The 19,084-nt window shown below is 44.2% G+C and carries 17 protein-coding genes; 4 read left to right on the top strand and 13 right to left on the bottom strand.

Translation table 11 applies throughout. The features are described from left to right. The first annotated feature begins 4 nt into the window (after window positions 1-4). The 3 genes from cobI to BQ7344_RS02570 are packed head-to-tail and all read left to right on the top strand — an operon-like array spanning window position 5 to window position 2,274. A complete protein-coding gene (gene cobI, locus BQ7344_RS02560) occupies window positions 5-691 on the top strand; it encodes a precorrin-2 C(20)-methyltransferase (protein ID WP_072521303.1) in 687 nt (228 codons plus the stop codon). After that, window positions 688-1,530, top strand: a complete 843-nt coding sequence (locus BQ7344_RS02565) for an ABC transporter ATP-binding protein (RefSeq protein ID WP_072521304.1) — start codon at window positions 688-690, stop codon at window positions 1,528-1,530. The genes cobI and BQ7344_RS02565 overlap by 4 nt, the downstream gene beginning before the upstream one ends. Window positions 1,531-1,542: 12 nt before the next feature. Further along, window positions 1,543-2,274, top strand: a complete 732-nt coding sequence (locus BQ7344_RS02570) for an ABC transporter permease (protein WP_072521305.1) — start codon at window positions 1,543-1,545, stop codon at window positions 2,272-2,274. A gap of 537 nt (window positions 2,275-2,811) precedes the next feature. On the opposite strand, the gene BQ7344_RS02575 is transcribed toward BQ7344_RS02570, so the two are convergent. Continuing rightward, a complete protein-coding gene (locus tag BQ7344_RS02575) occupies window positions 2,812-3,675 on the bottom strand; it encodes a pyridoxamine kinase (RefSeq protein WP_072521306.1) in 864 nt (287 codons plus the stop codon). Window positions 3,676-3,779: 104 nt separating this feature from the next. Between BQ7344_RS02575 and pdxR the strand changes: the two genes are divergently transcribed. Then, window positions 3,780-5,087: a MocR-like pyridoxine biosynthesis transcription factor PdxR gene (pdxR, locus tag BQ7344_RS02580; protein WP_072521307.1), complete on the top strand. Its 1,308-nt coding sequence runs from the start codon at window positions 3,780-3,782 to the stop codon at window positions 5,085-5,087. Here the strand turns inward: pdxR and BQ7344_RS02585 are convergent. The 12 genes from BQ7344_RS02585 to BQ7344_RS02640 form a co-directional block, all read right to left on the bottom strand. After that, a complete protein-coding gene (locus BQ7344_RS02585) occupies window positions 5,084-5,725 on the bottom strand; it encodes a precorrin-8X methylmutase (RefSeq protein WP_072521308.1) in 642 nt (213 codons plus the stop codon). The two genes, pdxR and BQ7344_RS02585, sit on opposite strands and share 4 nt — an antisense overlap. Beyond that, window positions 5,722-7,254 (bottom strand): cobyric acid synthase, encoded by a 1,533-nt coding sequence (locus BQ7344_RS02590; protein ID WP_072521309.1) that lies wholly within the window; start codon window positions 7,252-7,254, stop codon window positions 5,722-5,724. The genes BQ7344_RS02585 and BQ7344_RS02590 overlap by 4 nt, the downstream gene beginning before the upstream one ends. Continuing rightward, window positions 7,255-8,292, bottom strand: a complete 1,038-nt coding sequence (gene cobD, locus BQ7344_RS02595; RefSeq protein WP_072521310.1) for a threonine-phosphate decarboxylase CobD — start codon at window positions 8,290-8,292, stop codon at window positions 7,255-7,257. It abuts the gene before it with no gap. 205 nt (window positions 8,293-8,497) lie between these two features. Continuing rightward, on the bottom strand, window positions 8,498-9,523 hold the full coding sequence (cbiB, locus tag BQ7344_RS02600) for an adenosylcobinamide-phosphate synthase CbiB (protein WP_143143531.1): 1,026 nt from the start codon (window positions 9,521-9,523) through the stop codon (window positions 8,498-8,500). A 42-nt stretch (window positions 9,524-9,565) separates the two neighbouring features. Then, window positions 9,566-10,939, bottom strand: a complete 1,374-nt coding sequence (locus BQ7344_RS02605) for a cobyrinate a,c-diamide synthase (RefSeq protein WP_072521311.1) — start codon at window positions 10,937-10,939, stop codon at window positions 9,566-9,568. Then, complete coding sequence (locus BQ7344_RS02610; RefSeq protein ID WP_072521312.1) at window positions 10,936-12,939, bottom strand: bifunctional cobalt-precorrin-7 (C(5))-methyltransferase/cobalt-precorrin-6B (C(15))-methyltransferase; 2,004 nt, start codon at window positions 12,937-12,939, stop codon at window positions 10,936-10,938. Before BQ7344_RS02610 ends, BQ7344_RS02605 begins: the two co-directional genes overlap by 4 nt. Continuing rightward, entirely contained in the window at window positions 12,932-13,663 is a 732-nt protein-coding gene (cobJ, locus tag BQ7344_RS02615; protein WP_072521313.1) for a precorrin-3B C(17)-methyltransferase, read from the bottom strand. Before cobJ ends, BQ7344_RS02610 begins: the two co-directional genes overlap by 8 nt. Next, entirely contained in the window at window positions 13,656-14,699 is a 1,044-nt protein-coding gene (locus tag BQ7344_RS02620) for a cobalt-precorrin 5A hydrolase (protein WP_072521314.1), read from the bottom strand. Before BQ7344_RS02620 ends, cobJ begins: the two co-directional genes overlap by 8 nt. A 23-nt stretch (window positions 14,700-14,722) precedes the next feature. Further along, window positions 14,723-15,481, bottom strand: coding sequence for a precorrin-4 C(11)-methyltransferase (cobM, locus tag BQ7344_RS02625; RefSeq protein WP_072521315.1), 759 nt, complete (start codon window positions 15,479-15,481; stop codon window positions 14,723-14,725). A 1-nt stretch (window position 15,482) separates the two neighbouring features. Next, complete coding sequence (gene cbiD, locus BQ7344_RS02630) at window positions 15,483-16,643, bottom strand: cobalt-precorrin-5B (C(1))-methyltransferase CbiD (protein ID WP_072521316.1); 1,161 nt, start codon at window positions 16,641-16,643, stop codon at window positions 15,483-15,485. A gap of 146 nt (window positions 16,644-16,789) precedes the next feature. Beyond that, entirely contained in the window at window positions 16,790-17,509 is a 720-nt protein-coding gene (locus tag BQ7344_RS02635) for a glycosyltransferase family 2 protein (protein ID WP_072521317.1), read from the bottom strand. A 55-nt stretch (window positions 17,510-17,564) separates the two neighbouring features. Beyond that, the gene (locus BQ7344_RS02640) at window positions 17,565-19,007 is read right to left on the bottom strand and encodes a L,D-transpeptidase family protein (RefSeq protein ID WP_072521318.1); all 1,443 of its coding nucleotides are present in this window, start codon (window positions 19,005-19,007) and stop codon (window positions 17,565-17,567) included. Window positions 19,008-19,084: the final 77 nt, after the last annotated feature.

Raw genomic sequence — 19,084 nt, forward strand, 5'->3', positions numbered from 1 at the left:
TATAATGAAAGGAACTTTATTTGGAGTTGGCGTCGGACCTGGAGATCCGGAATTAATGACACTGAAAGCAGTACGTATGATCCGTGAAAACGAGGTCATTGCAGTACCGGGTGCTGATGTCAGAGAAACCGTTGCTTATAAAATTGCTGTTCAGGCAGTACCGGAGCTTGCAGATAAGGAACTTCTTCCAATCTACATGCCGATGACCCATGATGCCGAAGAACTGGAACTCAATCATGCAAAAGGAGCCAAGACTCTTGAATCTTATCTGGATCAGGGAAAAAATATTGTTTTCCTGACTCTCGGGGATCCATGTGTTTATTCTACATTTTCCTATCTGCAGCATCGTGTGGAAGCAGACGGATATCATACAGAACTTGTCAGCGGAATCACTTCTTTTTGTGCAGCCGCAGCTCGCCTGAATATTTCTCTGTCCGAGTGGAATGAACAGCTTCATATCATTCCAGCCGTTCACCGTCTGGACAATGAACTGACAGAATCCGGAAATTATATTCTGATGAAATCCGGCAAAAAAATGAATCAGGTAAAGGAAATCCTGTCACGAAGCGGTAAGGATGTTCTGATGGTTGAAAACTGTGGTATGCCGGATGAGCATATTTACCACAGCGTAGAAGAAATCCCGGATGATGCTGGATACTATTCTCTGATCATTGCAAAGGAGCACAAATGATCGAAACCAGAAATCTGACAAAAACTTTTGACAATTTCACGGCCGTAGATTCTCTGGATCTGAAAATTGAGACCGGAGAGTTTTTCGGTCTTCTCGGTCCCAACGGTGCCGGTAAGACAACAACGATCAGTCTTCTCTCAACCCTCCTGCTTCCTACAAAGGGCGAGATTCTGATCGATGGTCAGAAACTTACCCGAAACCGTCCGGATCTCAAGCGCAAGATCAGTGTGATCACGCAGGAATATTCCATGCGTCAGGATATGAATATGGACGAGATCATGGAATACCAGGGTCGGCTTTATTTTATGCCTCGTAAGGAGATCAAACGACGCACGGAAGAGCTGCTGGAATTCTGTGATCTGATCAAATTCCGCAAACGTACAGTACGTAAACTTTCCGGCGGTATGAAACGTAAGCTGATGGTTTGTCGTGCACTTCTGACAGATCCGGAAATTCTGCTTCTTGATGAACCGACTGCCGGTATGGATGCATTGTCCCGTCGTCAGATGTGGAATCTTCTCCGCAAACTGAACGGCAAAAATCTGACTATCCTGCTCACAACACATTATATGGAGGAAGCACAGAATCTCTGCAGCCGTGTAGCACTGATGGATCATGGCAAACTGGAGGAAGTCAGCACACCATCTGCCCTGATAAACAGTCTTGGTAATTATACTGTAGATGAATTTTCAGGTGATGAAACAAAAAGTCACTATTTCCACACCCGTGAAGAAGCGATTGCCTATCTCTCCGGTCTTTCCGGTCAGGCTTCCTTACGTGAAACAACGCTGGAGGATGTTTTTGTCGAACGTGCCGGCAGACATCTGATGCCATCATAGGGGGGACTGAGTATGGGAATTATTACAATTTTATGGGAAAAATGGGTGGAATTTCGAAGAGATTTTTATAAAATCACTCTGGCCGCGATGATTGCACCTCTGATGTATCTTGTTGTATTCGGAATGGGTATCCAGACGATATCGCACGGAGAACCATATCTTAACTTTCTGATTCCGGGTGTCGTCTCACTGACAACTATGAACGGAAGTTTTAATGCAATCGCGCAGAATCTGAATGTACAGCGTCTTTATGAAAAGGCATTTGACCAGGTTATGATCTCACCGACACCTCTGTGGCAGTTTATCGCAGGACAGATCATCGGTGGAAGTCTCCGTGGTTTTTATGCCGGTGGAGTGATCCTGATTCTGACACTGCCGATTGATACAGGTCTGATCTTTAATGGATGGTCTTTTCTGATCATGTTTTTGAATGGTGCTGTCTTTTCTGCAATCGGTGTTGTGGTTTCTTTCCTTGCAAAGAACCATGCAGATGTGCCGCGTTTTTCGAATTATATCATTATGCCGATGGCATATCTCTGTAATACATTTTTTTCTACGGAAAAGCTGCCTGGGATTCTCGGAAAGTTTGTGTCTGCGCTTCCGCTTTCACAGACCAGCCATATGATCCGAAGTATTTCCGCAGGGGAAGGCCTTCAGATGACGGGAATCGCCGTACTGGGGGCATATCTCGTGGTGTTTACTGCGATTGCATCGTGGTTTATATATAAAAAGAAGAATCTGTAAGGGTATTATTTACGAAAAGGCTACATGTATCTGTTCTGCCACAGGCTTCAGAGTTTTTGACAGTAGACTGCTCACGCAGTCATTCAGAAGAAAGGACAGGTTCTGTGCCAAAGCTGCGTTTTCTACTCAGAACATGCGCCTGTTTGCTGCCAGTCGCCCAAACTCGCCTGCGACTCAAACAGTGGGCTTGATGGCCGCAGCTGGCATGTTCTTCGCTACGAAAGCCTCGCTGACGGCGTAGAACCTGTTCTTTTTCTGAATCTACTGCTGAACTTAGCTGCTGTCATAATAAAAGTCAGCCAGGAAAGGCACATGCAGCCTTTTCTGTCCATTATACCTTACAAGGATTCCGGTAGCCGCAGGCGCAGTAGACTCGCTCCGAGCGGAACACCCTCGCTAGTTTGAATTTGCGGCTGATTTGTTGTCTGTTGAAAAAACAGGAAAGCTTCGTACGATCTGTGAGTTCACTTCCGGACTCCGAAGCCTGTGATCGAACAGATCTTACGAAGCTTTCCGTAATTTCAACAACGCCTAAAATCAGCGGGCTAACTCATACAAATACTTCTCAAAACAAATTCCTTCATTGCGGTCTGTCTCTTCTTCAACCGCATCGCGTATCCCTTTTGCAAGAAAATTTACTGCTTTTCGGACAGACTCCACCGTATCCGTTCCTTTCACCATCCCGGCACTTAACACCGACGCAAACAGATCTCCCGTTCCGGAATAACTTCCGCCATGCTTCTGTGCTTTTATCCACTGGACAGAATCCCGGCTGCAGATCAGATTTCCCATCTCCTGCACGCCATCTTTTATCGGCAGATCAATCCCGGTAATGACTACTTCCGTCTCATACGCTCTCGCAAGCTTATATCCCGTCTCCTCTACAAATCTCACCAGATCATTTTCTTCAAAATCACAAAGTTCTGTCCATACTTCATGTGCACGCTCCCTGCCATAAAGCAACAACAGCGCCTCCGTCAGATTTGGCGTAATCACAGCTGCTTTTTTCGCCAGAAAACGCATCTTCTCACAAAGCTCCTCTGTATAAATCGGGTATTCCTCTCCGTCGTCTCCCATTACAGGATCCACCAGAATCTTCACATTCTCTCCCCCGAACAGTGCTATAAACGACAAAACCTTATCCGCCTGTGCCGCATCCGCAAGAAACCCCGTATAGATTCCGTCTGGCTGAAAGTCAAGTTTCTTCCATTCATCCATAATCTTATCCATACGGTCTGTATAATCATCACAAAAATAGGACGGAAAACCTGTCTGGCAGCTCAGCACTGCAGTCGGCAGCGGACATGCCTGGATTCCCATCACAGAGATCACCGGAATTGCCGCTGTAAGAGAACATTTTCCCAGTCCTGAAAGATCATTTAACACCGCAATTTTTTTCAATCTCAATTCTCCTTATCTTGCATTTTGTCACATTCTGGTTTAGAATAGCACCTAAGTGTATTTAGAAAAATAACCACTTTTACTCATTTTTCAGGGGACAGTTTATGAGCTTAGCATTTCATTCAAATAAAGAAAGCCTGTATCTGCAGGTATATGATCATTATAAAAATCTTATCATGGAAAACCGTCTTCCGGCCGGAAGCCGTATGCCTTCTCTCCGCCAATGTGCTGCTGAATTAAAACTCAGCCGTACCACGATCGAGAATGCCTATCTGCAGCTTGCTGCCGACGGCTACATTATTGCACGCGCGCAGAGTGGATACTATGTGACCGACATTGCCTCACAGGATCCGGTATCACCCGTATCTCGTCATCCCAGTTTTCCACCGGTAAAATATGATTTTGCCTCCAATGGGGTAGACCATGAAAGTTTTCGCTTTGATCTGTGGCAGCGCTATCTTAAAAGCGCCCTTCGCCAGAGTGAACGTCTCCTTTCCTATGGGGAGCCACAGGGAGAAGCCGATCTGCGCCAGGTACTTGCCGACTATATCCGTCAGCGTAGAAATGTAAACTGTTCTGCCGACGATATAGTTATCGGAGCCGGAGTTCAGAGCCTTCTTAATATTCTCTGCCCTCTTATCCGTCACAAAAAGACCGTTTCTTTTCCGAACGCTTCTTTCGTACAGGGAAGTACGATCTTTGCAGATTATGATTTTGATGTACGTTACCGCAATAAAAACTGTGACGTCATTTATGTTTCTCCTGCACATATGACCAAATGGGGGGAAATCATGCCGGTCAGCCGTCGTATGGAACTGGTGCATCATGCTGCCGAAAAAGGCAGTCTGATCATTGAAGACGATTATGAAAATGAATTTGTCTATTTTCAGCGGCCGACACCTTCACTCTTTAATCTTGCAGGCGGACACGGAGTAGTTTATATAGGCTCTTTTTCCCGTCTGCTGCTTCCGTCTATTCGCTTAAGTTTTATGGTCCTGCCGCCTTCTCTGTCCGAAAAATACGCTGCTGTCGCAGAAAGATACAGTCAGACAGCTTCTAAAGTTGAACAGATTGCGCTCTGTCAGTTTATACGTGACGGACATCTGACGTCACAGACAAAAAAATTAAAAAAGTTATACGCTCAAAAACTGAAAGAACTTAAAACTGTAGTTCAAAATATGTTTGGTGAAAACTGTACAATTCAGACCGGTGCTGCCGGAACCAGCCTTGCACTGACTGTTCCGTATACCCGTACCGGACTTGAACTAAAAAAAGAAGCCCGCATGAACGGGCTATCCATCCTGATTCTCGAAGAAAATGCAGATGCGATTACACTTCTGCTTTCCTGCTCTTCGATTGCAACAGATGAATTTGTACCGTCATGTCGGCTTCTGAAGAACATTCTGAATTAATCTCTTCGATTATCAATCATATAAAGCAGTGCATTACAGATGCAGGCGGCGATATTACTTCCGCCCTTACGGCCTTTTGCAACAATATACGGAGCACCGGATTCCATGATAAGCTCTTTTGACTGCACTACATTGACAAAACCAACCGGTACACCGATGATCAGCTCCGGAGCCAGTTTACCGTCCTCGATCAGTTCATAGAGACGCACCAGTGCTGTCGGTGCATTTCCAATCGCAAAAATCAGTTTTTTGTCCAGGGAAGCAGCCTTATCCATACTTGCTGTCGCACGGGTCGTTCCGTTCTCTTTTGCAATTTTTGCAACATCCTCGTCCGACATAAAGCAGTATACTTCGCCGCCATAACGGGCAAGTGCACGTTTATTAATCCCTGCTTTTGCCATTTGTGTATCTGTCACTATACAGGCTCCTGCTTTGATTGCCTCAAGCGCACGCTGCACGACTCCTTCAGAAAAACAGAGGTTTTCTGCATAATCAAAGTCTGCGCTTGTATGGATACATCTTTTAACGATCAACTCCGTTCCCGGCACCAGCTGTGTATCTCCAAGCTCCTCTGTAATGATCTCAAAGCTTCTCTTTTCGATCTCCATCGGCTTTACATTTTCAAGTTCTACTTTCATTCCTGTGCCTCTCCTTCTGTCTCGATTCCCTCTTCCAGGATTTCATAAATCCGTTTCATATCCAGATGTTTGCGAAGCTCCGAAGCAAGAATATCATACTGTGTTTCTTTAAAAGCCGCAAAATCCACTCCTGCCATATCAGAGACATCGATGCCTTTTTTCTCTCCAACTGCACGCACAAGCCCCATTGCCACATCTTCTTTATCAAAAATACCATGCACGTAGGTACCACATACATTCTTTCGGAAGGTACCCTCTGTTTTTTCTGTTCCTGTCACACTGTCGCAGGTAAAGGTACTTGCAGTCGCACCGTCTTTTCGTCTGCTCTCTCCCATATGGATCTCATAACCGGTAAATTCCACATTAGAAAGTGTCTCGAATTCCTGATCCATCTCCAAAAATCTTCCATTTACCTGTGTGCGTGTTTTTTTCTCGGCAAAAACCGTATCCATCGGAAGAAGTCCCATTCCACGCATACTTCCACCAGCTTCGACACCATACGGATCACTTAAAGTCTCACCAAGCATCTGATAACCCCCGCAGATTCCGAAGATAAGCGTACCTGATGCTGCCGCCTTCAAAATTAATGTTTCCATGCCACTTTCGCGAAGCCACTTCAGATCCTCCATGGTGTTTTTGGTTCCCGGTAAAAAGATCACATCCGGATGCATCAGATCTGATGGATGCTGTACATACCGAAGTGATACTCCCGGAATACTTTCCAGCGGATTAAAATCTGTAAAGTTTGAAATACGTGGTATACGGATAACAGCCATATCGATCTGTCCAACTTCCTGCGGACGCTCAAAACGTTCTGTAAGGCTGTCCTCATCTTCCACCTGAATGTTCATATACGGTGCAACACCAACAACCGGAATGCCACATTTCTCTTCCAGCATGGCAACTCCCGGATCCAGAATAGTCTTGTCTCCGCGGAATTTATTGATGATCAGACCTTTGATCATCTTTCGCTCATCTTCTTCGAGAAGCTCCACCGTGCCGTACAGCTGCGCAAAAACGCCGCCACGATCGATATCTCCCGCAAGAAGAACCGGAGACTTTGCCATCTTTGCCATTCCCATGTTGACAATGTCTTCGCTTTTCAGATTGATCTCAGCCGGACTCCCCGCACCTTCAATGACGATAATGTCATTTTCCTCTGCCAGTTTGTTGAATGCCTTCATAATATCCGGCACCAGTTTTTTCTTATATTTGAAATAATCCCGGGCACTCATCGTTCCGAGGACTTCCCCGTTGACAATTACCTGAGAGCCAACATCATTGGTTGGTTTTAAAAGGATCGGGTTCATAAGGACTGATGGTTCTATCCCTGCCGCCTCAGCCTGCATGACCTGCGCCCTTCCCATCTCCAGACCTTCGCTCGTAATAAATGAATTCAATGCCATATTCTGGGATTTGAACGGAGCTACCCGATACCCGTCCTGATGAAAAATCCTGCACAGTCCTGCCGCAAGAAGACTTTTTCCTGCATTGGACATCGTACCCTGTATCATGATCGTTTTTGCCATTTATGATTCCTCCTGCATGGACTGTATAAGCTTTTCATTCTCTTCATGTGTGCGGACAGCAACCCGGTAATATCCTCTTTTCAGTCCGAAATAATTGCTGCAGTCACGGATCAGAATACCGTGCTCTACACATTTTTCAAACAGATTCTCCGGTCCTTTAAAGAAAATATAATTCGCCTCAGACGGAAAAACTTCCATTCCTAGTTCCTGTAATTTTTCCTTGAGGTACTTCGCTTCCTCAAATACCATCTGCCGACCGTTTTCGACATACTCTTTTTCTTTCAGTGCCGCAATTCCTGCTTCCTGTGCCATCACAGAAATATTCCAGGGCTGTGTGACCATCGTCATTTTTTCAAGTAATTCTGTATTTTCCGAGATTCCGTAACCAAGACGGACACCCGCCATCGCATAACGCTTTGTAAATGCTTTCAGAAGAAAAAGATTGTGATACCTTGATAGCTGGGCTTTCAGTGAATGTTTCTCCGGTTCTTTTATGAAATCCAGAAAACACTCATCTACAACAAGAAAAATCTCCATCTCCCTGCATATACGTAAAATTCGGAACAAAAGATCCCGGTCTATGGAAATTCCGGTAGGATTATTGGGATTACACAGAAAAACTATATCCAGATCTTTGTGCAGCCAGTTCACAAAATCTTCCTGCAGCGTAAAACCATGTTCCTCTTTTAAAAGAACATGTTCAACTTTACAGTCCACACTCGCAAGTGCCTGCTCATACTCTGCAAATGTCGGTCCCGGCAGCAGCGCTTTCTTCGGTTTCAGCGCATGGCACAGAGAAAATACTATTTCCGCCGCACCATTTCCACAGATGATATGCTCTGATTCTACCTCCTCATATGCTGCAATTGCCTCTTTGAGCGGCTGATATCCGACCTGCGGGTAATCTTTTATCTGTTCCAGACTGTCACGTACTGCCTGTTTCACACTTTCCGGAGTTCCAAGCGGATTACAGTTCGCCGAAAAGTCAAGGCAGTTTTTGTAAGTATATATATTGCCTCCATGTACGTGCTTCGTCATTTCAGTTTCCTCCTGCCTGTTTCGGCATCAAAATATAAAAATCAGAGTAACTGTTCAGTACCCTCACAGTTACGAGTCAAAATGCATTCCAAATCACCTTCGGTGATGGCATTTTGCCTTATATGTCTCGGGATTTTGGCAAAAAACATGCCAAAACGCCTCGCGGGATACTATCTTCTGAATAGTTACAAATCAGACTCTGTATTCAACTCCAGCACAAAATAAGTACGATTCTGATGAACAGGAACAGAACGACTCCGGTAATTGCTGTCGCATACAAAAGTCGGTTTGCACGACGAATATCCTCCGATTCAATCAATCTGATCGGATCACCAATCGTTGGTTTTTCATATAATTTTCCAAAATAATATGCATTACCTGCAAGCTGGACATCCAAAGCACCCGCCATTACAGATTCTGTCTGTGCAGAATTCGGACTTGTGTGATTACGACTGTCCCGCCGAAAAATTTTCCAGGCATTCCAGCCATCAAATCCGCTAAAATATGCAGCCAGAACCATCAATCCGCCTGATATTCTGGATGGCAGATAATTCGCCGCGTCGTCAAGCTTTGCCGCACATCGTCCGAAATAAAGATAACGGTCGTTTTTGTATCCAAGCATGGAATCCATGGTGTTGATTCCTTTATAAAGAAACATCAGAGGCGCACCACCGATTGCCATATAAAGCATCGGTGCAATGACACCATCTGAAGCATTTTCCGCCACGGTCTCAACCGCCGCTTTCGTCACTCCTTCTTCCGTAAGTGCCGTTGTATCACGGCCTACGATCATGGATACCGCCTTACGTGCTTCTTCCAGCGTTCCGTATTTCAGGCGATCATAAACCCTCATACTTTCATCTTTTAAAGATCTGGTTGCCAGAAGCTGGTAACACCAAAAGCTTTCCAGAAGCAACGCAAGCCCTGGAACCTTCGGATACAATGAATAAAGAATCACTCCCGGAATTCCAAAGGAAAGAATACAGACAAGCAGAACTTCGATCAGTCCGCCGGTCAGTTCCCCGGAGCTTGTTTTCGGTAAGATCTTTCGAATTCTTTTTTCAAGGAAAGAGATCAGATTACCGATCAGACAGACCGGGTGGTACAGCCATCTCGGATCTCCGAATATCAGATCAAGTATAAATCCTGCTGCCAGCGCTATGGTGTGGTATATCAAGTGTTTCTCCCTTCCCGATGTTTTATATTCCAAAACATCTCTGCTCTTTTTCATTTATTCATAACTGTTCAGTACCTTCTCAGTTACGTTTGTTCTTTATCTGGCATCCTGACGACCGTACTGGCTGCACTTACGAAGAAAAGCCTCCGGCACCTTCGGATTGCCATAAAAATACAGGTGCGGAAATCCCGCCATCATGGTATCTGTGCCATGAATGCAATTCCATTTCCTGTGGCTCTGTGGTTTCTTCGCATCAAAATCGTCCCCACAGTTTTCAGAATCGAAATAATGAAATTCATGTGCAGGTATTCCACCCATATCATTCATTCCAAAAACTTCTTTCTTCTGTGTCAGAGTCACGTAACCAAAACGATTCAGTCTCTGCGTACGATAAGCTCTGCCGGAAATCACGCCCGCCATATGATAGCTGTTTCCATCCATGGCCTCCATCTCATCATGAAGATACATAAAGCCACCGCATTCTGCCAGACACGGCATTCCATCATTCAATACACGGCGTACATCCTCCCGCATGCTCGCATTCGCTTCTAATTCTTTGGCATTAAGTTCCGGATAACCACCGCCCAAAATCAGCCCTTTAAGGTTCTCCGGAAGATGTACATCTCGCATTGGTGAAAAAGTTACCAGCTCTGCTCCCATACTTTTAAGGAGCCGGAAATTATCTTTATAATAAAAACAAAATGCTTCATCCTCAGCAACACCGATTCGTACTGGTTTTTCCAGATGAAAAGAAATTTGCGGCTCTGCTACCTGAACTTCCGGTGCATCTGCGGCAAGCTTTAGTATTTCATCAATCTCCAGTGTATCTTCCAGTATTCTTGCAAGTTTCTGTAATCTTTCACGAAGCTGCGGAATCTCATCAGGAAGTACCAGACCAAGATGTCTGCTCTCGATTACACAGTCTTCAACTTTTGGCACATAACCCAGAACCGAAAGTCCGGTCTCTTTTTCCAGAAGTTCTTTCATTCTCGGATAAAGCATCGGAGACATCTGATTCAGGATCACACCTTTAATGTGACTGTCCTTTCGGTATTCGGCAAAACCTTTGATATAAGCCGCGAGTGACATGCTCATTCCCTTGCTGTTTACGATCAGAATAGCCGGCGTATCTGTAACAGAAGCGAGATCATAAGCGCTCGCCTGTGTTGTCGTTCCTGCAACTCCGTCATAATATCCCATAACGCCTTCCATCACCGCGATCTCACAATTTGCAGCATTTTCTGAAAGAAGATACCGCGTAACTTCCGGAGATGTAAAAAATGTATCCAGATTTGCAGATTTTGCACCGATCACACGACTGTGAAACATTGGATCAATATAATCCGGACCACATTTAAAAGATGCCACAGTAAGATTTCTGTTTACCAGTGCCTGCAAAAGCCCGCAGGTAATCAGCGTTTTTCCACTTCCACTTGCGCCTGCTGCCAGAAGGATTCTGGGAATTCTCATAAGCTCATCTCCTTTTTGTGTGCCTGTACTGTGATAATATAGATTGGATTTTCTCCCAGCATCATATGGTACCTGCCGATATTTTTAGCTCTTGACACGGCAAGCTGAACCACTTCTGATTCCCATTCCTTATCTGCACCAAATTCCTCAAGTTTTCGTATACAGGAAATCGCCTCTGAAACCGTTTCCAGCGTAATACAGTTAATTACGATCCGCACTTGTGGATTTTTGGCAAGTAACAGATTTATGATCTTATCAAGATTTCCTGATGAGCCTCCGATAAATGCATGCGTCGGTGCCGGAAGGTCTTCCATAGCCTCCGGTGCGGTTCCCGCTATGATCTGCATTTGATCCAGTGCAAATTTCTTTTTATTTGCTTTCAGAAGATTAAGTGCATCTTCTTTCTTTTCGATTGCATAAACCTGTCCCTGTGAAGCCCTCAGCGCCATTTCTACCGATACAGAACCTGTACCGGCACCTATATCGTAACATACAGAATTTTCATCTAATTTCAGTTTCGTCAGTGATACACTTCTCACTTCACTCTTTGTCATAGGTGCCTTACCTCGCAGAAATACCTCATCTGGCATTCCATGTGTCGCCGGAAGCGGTTCTGCCTCCGGATTGTATACACAGACGACGCTGAGCGGATCCGCCTTGTAATCAGTCAGTTCACGCGCCATTTTTGCAAAGATCTTCTCATCCGGGTATGACAGTTTTTCTCCAACATACACTATAACCTCACCCATGCCATATCCGGTCAGTTTCTTTGCCAGTTCCGCCACACCATCTGCGGTTCCGAGAATTGCAAAAGTTTTCTCATATGAATAAATCAGTGAAATAAGATTACAGTTCTTTCCATGTGCACTGACGATCTTCGCGTTGTCCCAGGAAAGTCCGATTTTTGACATAAAATACACAACAGATGAAATCCCACAAATGATCTCCGGCTGTATGGATGCCTCTCCAAATAGTTCGAGAAGTTTTCTGGCGCCACTGTAAAAACCAACATCCCCGGAAAGTGCAACCACTATATTGCTATACTCCGGATGATTTTGAATATAATCTACGATTTCCCTGCTTCTGTATTCATAAAACACTTCCTGCCCCGGAAGTGCCACTGCATCTGCAATCCGTCTGGCACCAATGATGAGATCCGCCTTTTCTACAGCTCTTTTTCCCTGTATGGTAAGCGTATCCTCACTGCCCATACCAATTCCAAGAAGTGTAATATGCTGATTTCCCTCACAGAAAAAATATTTTGCAAGCATTCTTTTACACTCGGTAAGAGAAATACCTTCCTCCTGCACCGGTCTTCCTATAATCACCGGAATTACACCGCACGCAAACGCAGCATCGATTTTTTCCTGAAAACCGCCGGCTTTACCGGAATCTTTCGTAACAAGATACTGACATTCATACTGCCGGAGCGTTGCTTCATTCATTTCCTTCGAAAACGGTCCCTGCATGGCGATCAGATGTTTTCCCTCAAAGCCAAGTTTCTGACAGGCTTCAACCACAGCCGGAAGTGAAAGTACACGAGCATAGATTCTTTCCTGATAATCCGGTAACGTCGTAAAAGCTGCCAGTTCTTTACTTCCGGTCGTAAGAAAAATTCTTCCCTCTCTGTCTCGAAGGTATTCTACCGCCTGTTCTGCTGTTTCCACATAAACAGCATTCTGCGACTGACTTTCGGCTCTTAAGACACGTATATACGAAATGCCGGATGCAAGTGCCGCACTTTTGATATTTTTTGTTACTTCCGTTGCATAGGGGTGTGTCGCATCCAGAATAAACTCCGGCAGTTCTTTATGAAAAAGTTCTGTCATCTCCTGTTCATCCAGACGCTTTGCCTGTATTTTAAGATAATCTCCTGCCTCTAGTGAATGAGAACCGTATTCTGTTGCCACACAAGCAAGGGCAGAAATTTTATTTGCAGAAAGAAAACGGCAGATTTCATATCCTTCCGTTGTACCGGCAAAAACAATTGCCTTATACATCGCGATATCCTCTCGGTGTCACCATCTTACCGTTAATTTCTTTTGTCTGAGAATTACCGATAAATACGGTTGTAAACATATCAACTTTTGTATCACGCAGTTCTTTCAGTGTCATAACATGATATTCTTCCCCTTCACGTCCGATGTTGCAGACAGTTCCGCAGACGGTTTCCGGGGATTTATACTGCATCATCAGATCACACGCTTTCTGAAGATAATCATGTCGTTTTTTACTTGACGGATTATAGAGACAGATCACAAAATCTGCCTGTGATGCACCAAGCAATCTTGCTTCGATTTTTTCCCATGGAGTAAGAAGATCACTTAAACTGATCAGGCAGAAATCATGAATCAATGGTGCTCCGAGAACAGCGGCGCCCCCAAGAGCGGCTGTTACGCCCGGTACAATTTCAAGTTCAACTTCCGGATATTTTGTACCAACTTCATACATTAGACCAGCCATTCCATATACACCTGCATCTCCGCTGCAGATCATGGAAACACTTTTGCCCTTCATTGCCTCCTCAAAAGCAAGTACACAACGGTCTACTTCTTTTTTCATCGGAGTCGTCAGAAATTCTTTATCCGGAAATGTATCTTTTACAAGGTCTACATAAACCGTATAACCGATTATGGTATCACTGTTTTTTAATGCCTGCATGGCAATTCCGGTCATCTGGTCACAGCCTCCCGGTCCGATTCCTACAACATATATTTTATTCAAAATGTACCTCCCAGTCCCGGAGCGCCAGCGCCGTAGTCACGCCGTTACGCCCTGTTTTCTTTTTTATCAGTCTGCCCTGCTCCGCGCCCAGGACCGCACTTCTCTCACAGACATTTCCTACACCTGTGATCTTTTTTACAAATTCTGATTCTTCAAATGTCCCTTTTGCATTCTGCAGCTCTGCCTCGCCAAATGTACAAAAAGGAATGTTCCAGTCTGCCGCCAGTGCAAGAATTCCCTGCTCCTCTTTTTTCAGGGAAATACTTGCGATCTGACTGACTGCTTCCTGATAAATACTTTCTGACTCCAGACAGGCTTCCGCTTCCTGCCGGATGATCTCTGCTTCTTTATCTTTTTTACATCCAAGACCAAGAACAACAGCCTTTGGCACGATCTGCACTGTAGATGTAAAAGGCAGACATGCACGATGCACTGTCACGGCAATCCCTGCCTCTGGTTTACCTGAATCTTCCGGAGTGCATACTTTCAGTCCTCTCGGAAGTGACCCTGCCCATGGAAATTCACTGTAAAACCCGACAGATTCACCTGCCAGTATTGCCGCAGATACTTCTTTCGCGGCTTTCATATTAAAGATCGCACAGTGATTATTCTTTGCAAATACATCCACCGCAAATCGGTCATGGAGATCCGTTGCCGTTGTCACCACCGGCTCTGCCCCAAGTATTTCTGCTGTTTTAAGCGCAAGTGCATTTGCACCTCCAAGATGTCCGGACAAAAGTGAGATGACGAATTTTCCGCATTCATCGACCACTAACACTGCCGGATCTGATTTCTTACTTGCAACATAAGGGGCAATGCTGCGCACTGCGATTCCACATGCACCGACAAAAATAAGTCCGTCATCTGTCTTGAAATGATGTCCTGTCCAGACTGCTGTATTCTCTGCAATGGAATCTTCCAGATATTTACTTTTCTTAAAAAGATTGGTCGTAAACCCACACTGCAGCAGTCCTTTTTGAAGCTGCTCTGCCGTAGTATAGCCAGTCAGACTGAAACAGATGATCGAAATTTGCATCTTCTTTTCCTTTAGCTTAATTCTTATTTTGTTGCTTCTCTGAATTCCGTCGTAAATCCCGGATCATACAGCTTAGAGCGGTCATAATGTGCCGCACTCACAGAATCTCCAATGATCATCAAAGCGGTTTTCGTGATATTATTTTCTGCTGCTGTTTTTGCAAGTGTGCCTACTGTGCAGACAAATTTCTTTTCATCCGGCCATGTTGCCTTATAAACGATTGCAGCCGGTGTGTCTTCCTTATATCCGCCCTCGATCAGTCTTCTGCTCAGTTCTTCCAGCATACCGGTACTTAAAAATACAACCATCGTTGCCTGATGTGCCGCAAAAGACTGGATACTTTCCCTGGATGGAACCGGTGTACGGCCTTCCATTCTTGTAATGATCACACTCTGGGAAATATCCGGAAGTGTATATTCAAGATTCAGAGCACTGGCTGCCCCACAGAACGCACTGACACCCGGACAGTAATCATAGGCAATGCCTTTTTCATCCAGAATGTCCATCTGCTCTCTGATCGCGCCATAGATACACGGATCTCCGGTATGAAGCCTTACTGTCATTTTGCCCTCTGCTTCAGCACGTTCCATAACTGCAATAACTTCTTCAAGTGTCATTTTTGCACTGTTATGAATTGTGCAGACATCTTTGCTGTATTCCAGAAGCTGCGGATTTACCAGAGATCCTGCATAAATAATCACATCTGCCTCTTCCAGATACTGTTTTCCTCTTACTGTGATAAGATCCGGTGATCCCGGTCCTGCTCCTACAAAATGAATCATATTATTTTTCTCCTTTGCTTATCTTATTTATCAGTTCACCGGCATCTGCTGTCTGTCCCAGATATCCATATTCATTCGAAAAAACAACTGCTCCGAGCAATATCTGATGATAGGAATGATGATCAAGATAAAACTGGATCTGCCGCATGATCTCCTCCATCGTTTTTTTCAGAATTTGATTACTGTCCAACACCTGCAGTGCCTCATCTGTCGTATTACAATCAAGAACTTCTCTCGCACACTCAAGTGTACATCCGCAACGGATTGCCGCTGCACAGAGTGTTTCCATTCTCGCATCCGCATTGTGAGAATGTGTATTCATGATTCCGGCAGCCACCTTGACAAATTTTCCGATATGCGAGATAAAGAGAATTCCCTTTGCTCCCATATTGATTGCCATATCAATTGTTTCACCGACATAATTACTGCATTTCATATTTTTTTCAAAGGGAAGATCCATATGTGCTCTCAGATAATCCGCTCCATAATTTCCCGGTGTGACCAATAAGTAGTTTTCACCCTGTGCAAGACGCTGTGACATTTCTACCCGTATACTGTCAACCAGTGCCTTCTCACTCATCGGCTCCACGATTCCAGAAGTTCCGAGAATCGAAATGCCTCCTTTTATTCCAAGCCGCGGATTAAACGTCTTCGCCGCAATCTTCTCTCCATCCGGCACAGAGATTGTAGCTTTCAGATTGCCTTCATACTGGTATCTGTCCGCTGCTTCCTCCAGCACCCTGCATATCATGGAACGAGGAACCGGATTGATCGCCGCCTCGCCGACTTTTTGTGAAAGTCCCGGTTTTGTCACTCTGCCAACACCAATACCACCATCGACGATCCATTCTCTCTTTCCTGAAACTTTCTCAACCTTTGCATATACAAGTACTCCATCCGTTGTGTCCGGATCATCCCCAGCCTGTTTGCGGACGGCACATGTCACTGCATTATTCTCAATGGTAATATCATGTAATTCCAGATGAAGAAGTATTCCCTTTGGTGTCATAAGAGAAATTTCACGGATGATACTGCCGCCAAGAAGCATTTCAGCTGCTCCTTTTGCGGCTCCTGCGGCACAGGAACCGGTCGTATAACCCATTCGGAGTTTTTTATTATTTTTGATTACATAAAAATCTTCCAGTCCTGTTTTGTGCTCCATAAAATCCTCCTTATTACATACCTAATCATTATATTATTTTGCCAAAAACTTGTCAATGAAAGGAAATCTTTGTGCGGCAGTATGACGAAAAAGCTGAATCTTAAATAGACTCAGCTTTCATTGCAAACATAAAATTTTCAGATGTTTTATACATCATTGATTTCTCTTCGAAGTTTGTGGAAATCACCTACAGCTTTCCATCCAATCTTTACGATTTTCTTAATATTGATAGAGTTCACGCCGCCCTGTCTCGGCTTAAAAGTAATCGGAATAAATATGACTTTTTCATGATGATACACAAAATAGGTCGTAAACATGATATTCGGAATATTGAAATTTTTCGGAAGTTTTCCTATATATTTTTCAACCAGCGATGTCTTCATCAGCCGAAACGGTGCATTCGCATCTTCGATTTTTACGCCAAAAATCATCCGAAGAAGCAGACAGACAATATTCTCTACAAATTTGCGGTCTTTCCCATCTCCACGTTCAATACGGTTTCCGATCACTGCATCATACTTTTCCCTTGCTTCCCAGAACTCTTCAAATTCTGCCGGATCTGTTTGTCCGTCGGAATCTGTCTGAAAAATATAATCCGCATCGTGTCTGATTGCATATCGATAACCATACAGTACCGTATCTCCATGTCCGCCATTTGCTTTTGTCAATGGTGTAAACAGCGGTTTATCTTTCGCCAGTTTCTGCATAATCTCGTAAGTGTTGTCTTTGCTTCCATCGTTGATTATCACAAGTCTTGACTCACCATTTCCATTGTGTCTCTCAACGATCGGATACCAGTCGTCTATACATTGTTCAATATTCATTCCCTCATTGTAGGCTGGAATGATCACATATAATTTTTCCATAAGTCTCCCAAACTAACCAAATATCATCAGATTTGATGATTCCTGACTGCCAAAATTAATAAATAATGATCGGATATCCTCCGTCTATCGTATTGTAGATCAAAGCCGCCTGATCTGTAGGAAGATTGATGCAGCCATGGCTTCCTGCGCCGGATTTGTATCTGTTTCCGCCAAAAGAAGACTGCCAGGATGCATCATGAAGTCCCTGACCATATACAAAAGGCATCCAGTATTTTACGGTTACATTATAGCCATATTCCGAACTCGAAAGATTGTACGGGCTTGCCTTATATGCAATCGGCCATGCTCCACGGTAAGTTTCTCGTCCGGCTTTCGGTGCACCGCTTACAATATCTGTCTCTGTCACCAGTGCTCCATCCTTATAAAGCCAAAGATGCTGATTATCAAGGCTTACTTCTATGTAACTTCCGGCAAGATCATCACTGCCATTTCGCTGCATGGCACTGATGCTGTAAACCGGATCACGGCTTACTTTACTGCCACTGGCAATATCCTTCAGAAGCTGCTGTAGTTCTCCATCCTGATCGATCTGAAATCCATATTCATTGTCTGATACTGTCACATCATTTCCATAAGAAGTATGGAATGTACGAGGTACATAGATCGTATTATATTTCGTTGCAAGATCCTGTACGTATGTCTTTACCGCATCCTGATCTACACTGATACTGTCAGAAGATATCTGAAGCCATGACTCGATCGTTGACGTATCAACCACCTGAGTTTCATTTCCAAGTGTATAGGTAACTGTCGAACTGCGGTATTTATTCAGCTTTTCATTTAGTCCAGAAAGCTTGTTCTGCATATCATCTGAAACTGTCACAGATGGCTGCTGATATACATCTGTTCCCATAACAAGCTTGATCTCGCCTCCAAGAAGCTGTGACGGAAAAAGAGACTCCAGTGACTGGTCAACATATGCCAGCAAACGAGACTCATCAATCTGATTTCCCTGTACATCACTGATCAGGGTAAACTGCTTCTGATTCTCATTGTACTGAATTGCTGCATCTACTGATGCAGTTCGTTCTTTATCCCCAAAATTTGATTCCTGAAGTGCTGTTTTTTCCTGTTCTTCATCCTTCTGGATTTCATAAGGAATCTTCTGATCTTCCTGTGTCGCAAACAGTTTTCGGTTGGCTTCTCTGGTCTTCTGAAGTTCAGTAAGCTGTGTTTTAAGCGCATCTTCATTCAGATCATAACCAAGATTTCCAAGAGTCGTTTTATATACGACTTCACCATCTTCCTGAAAAGCAACTTTTCGTTCACGGAAATCTTTCAGAATCTTCTGCTCAGCTTTATCAACAGTGAGTGTGGAAACATCAAGACCATAGATGGAAATCTTCCTTCCAAGTGTATTCGTATCTGCAATATACAGGTAAATAAAAAGTCCTGCGATCAGGATCACCATCGCACCGATGCATCCACCCAGTATGATCTTCTTTGTCTTCCTGCTTACCTTGAATTTCTTCCCCATAATTTATTCCTCGTATCTGCTGTAGTGTAAATTTATGAATACATTTTGTGTTTTATTATAGCATCCATATAAAATCA

The organism is Blautia sp. Marseille-P3087, from assembly GCF_900120195.1.
Lineage (GTDB): Bacteria > Bacillota > Clostridia > Lachnospirales > Lachnospiraceae > Blautia_A.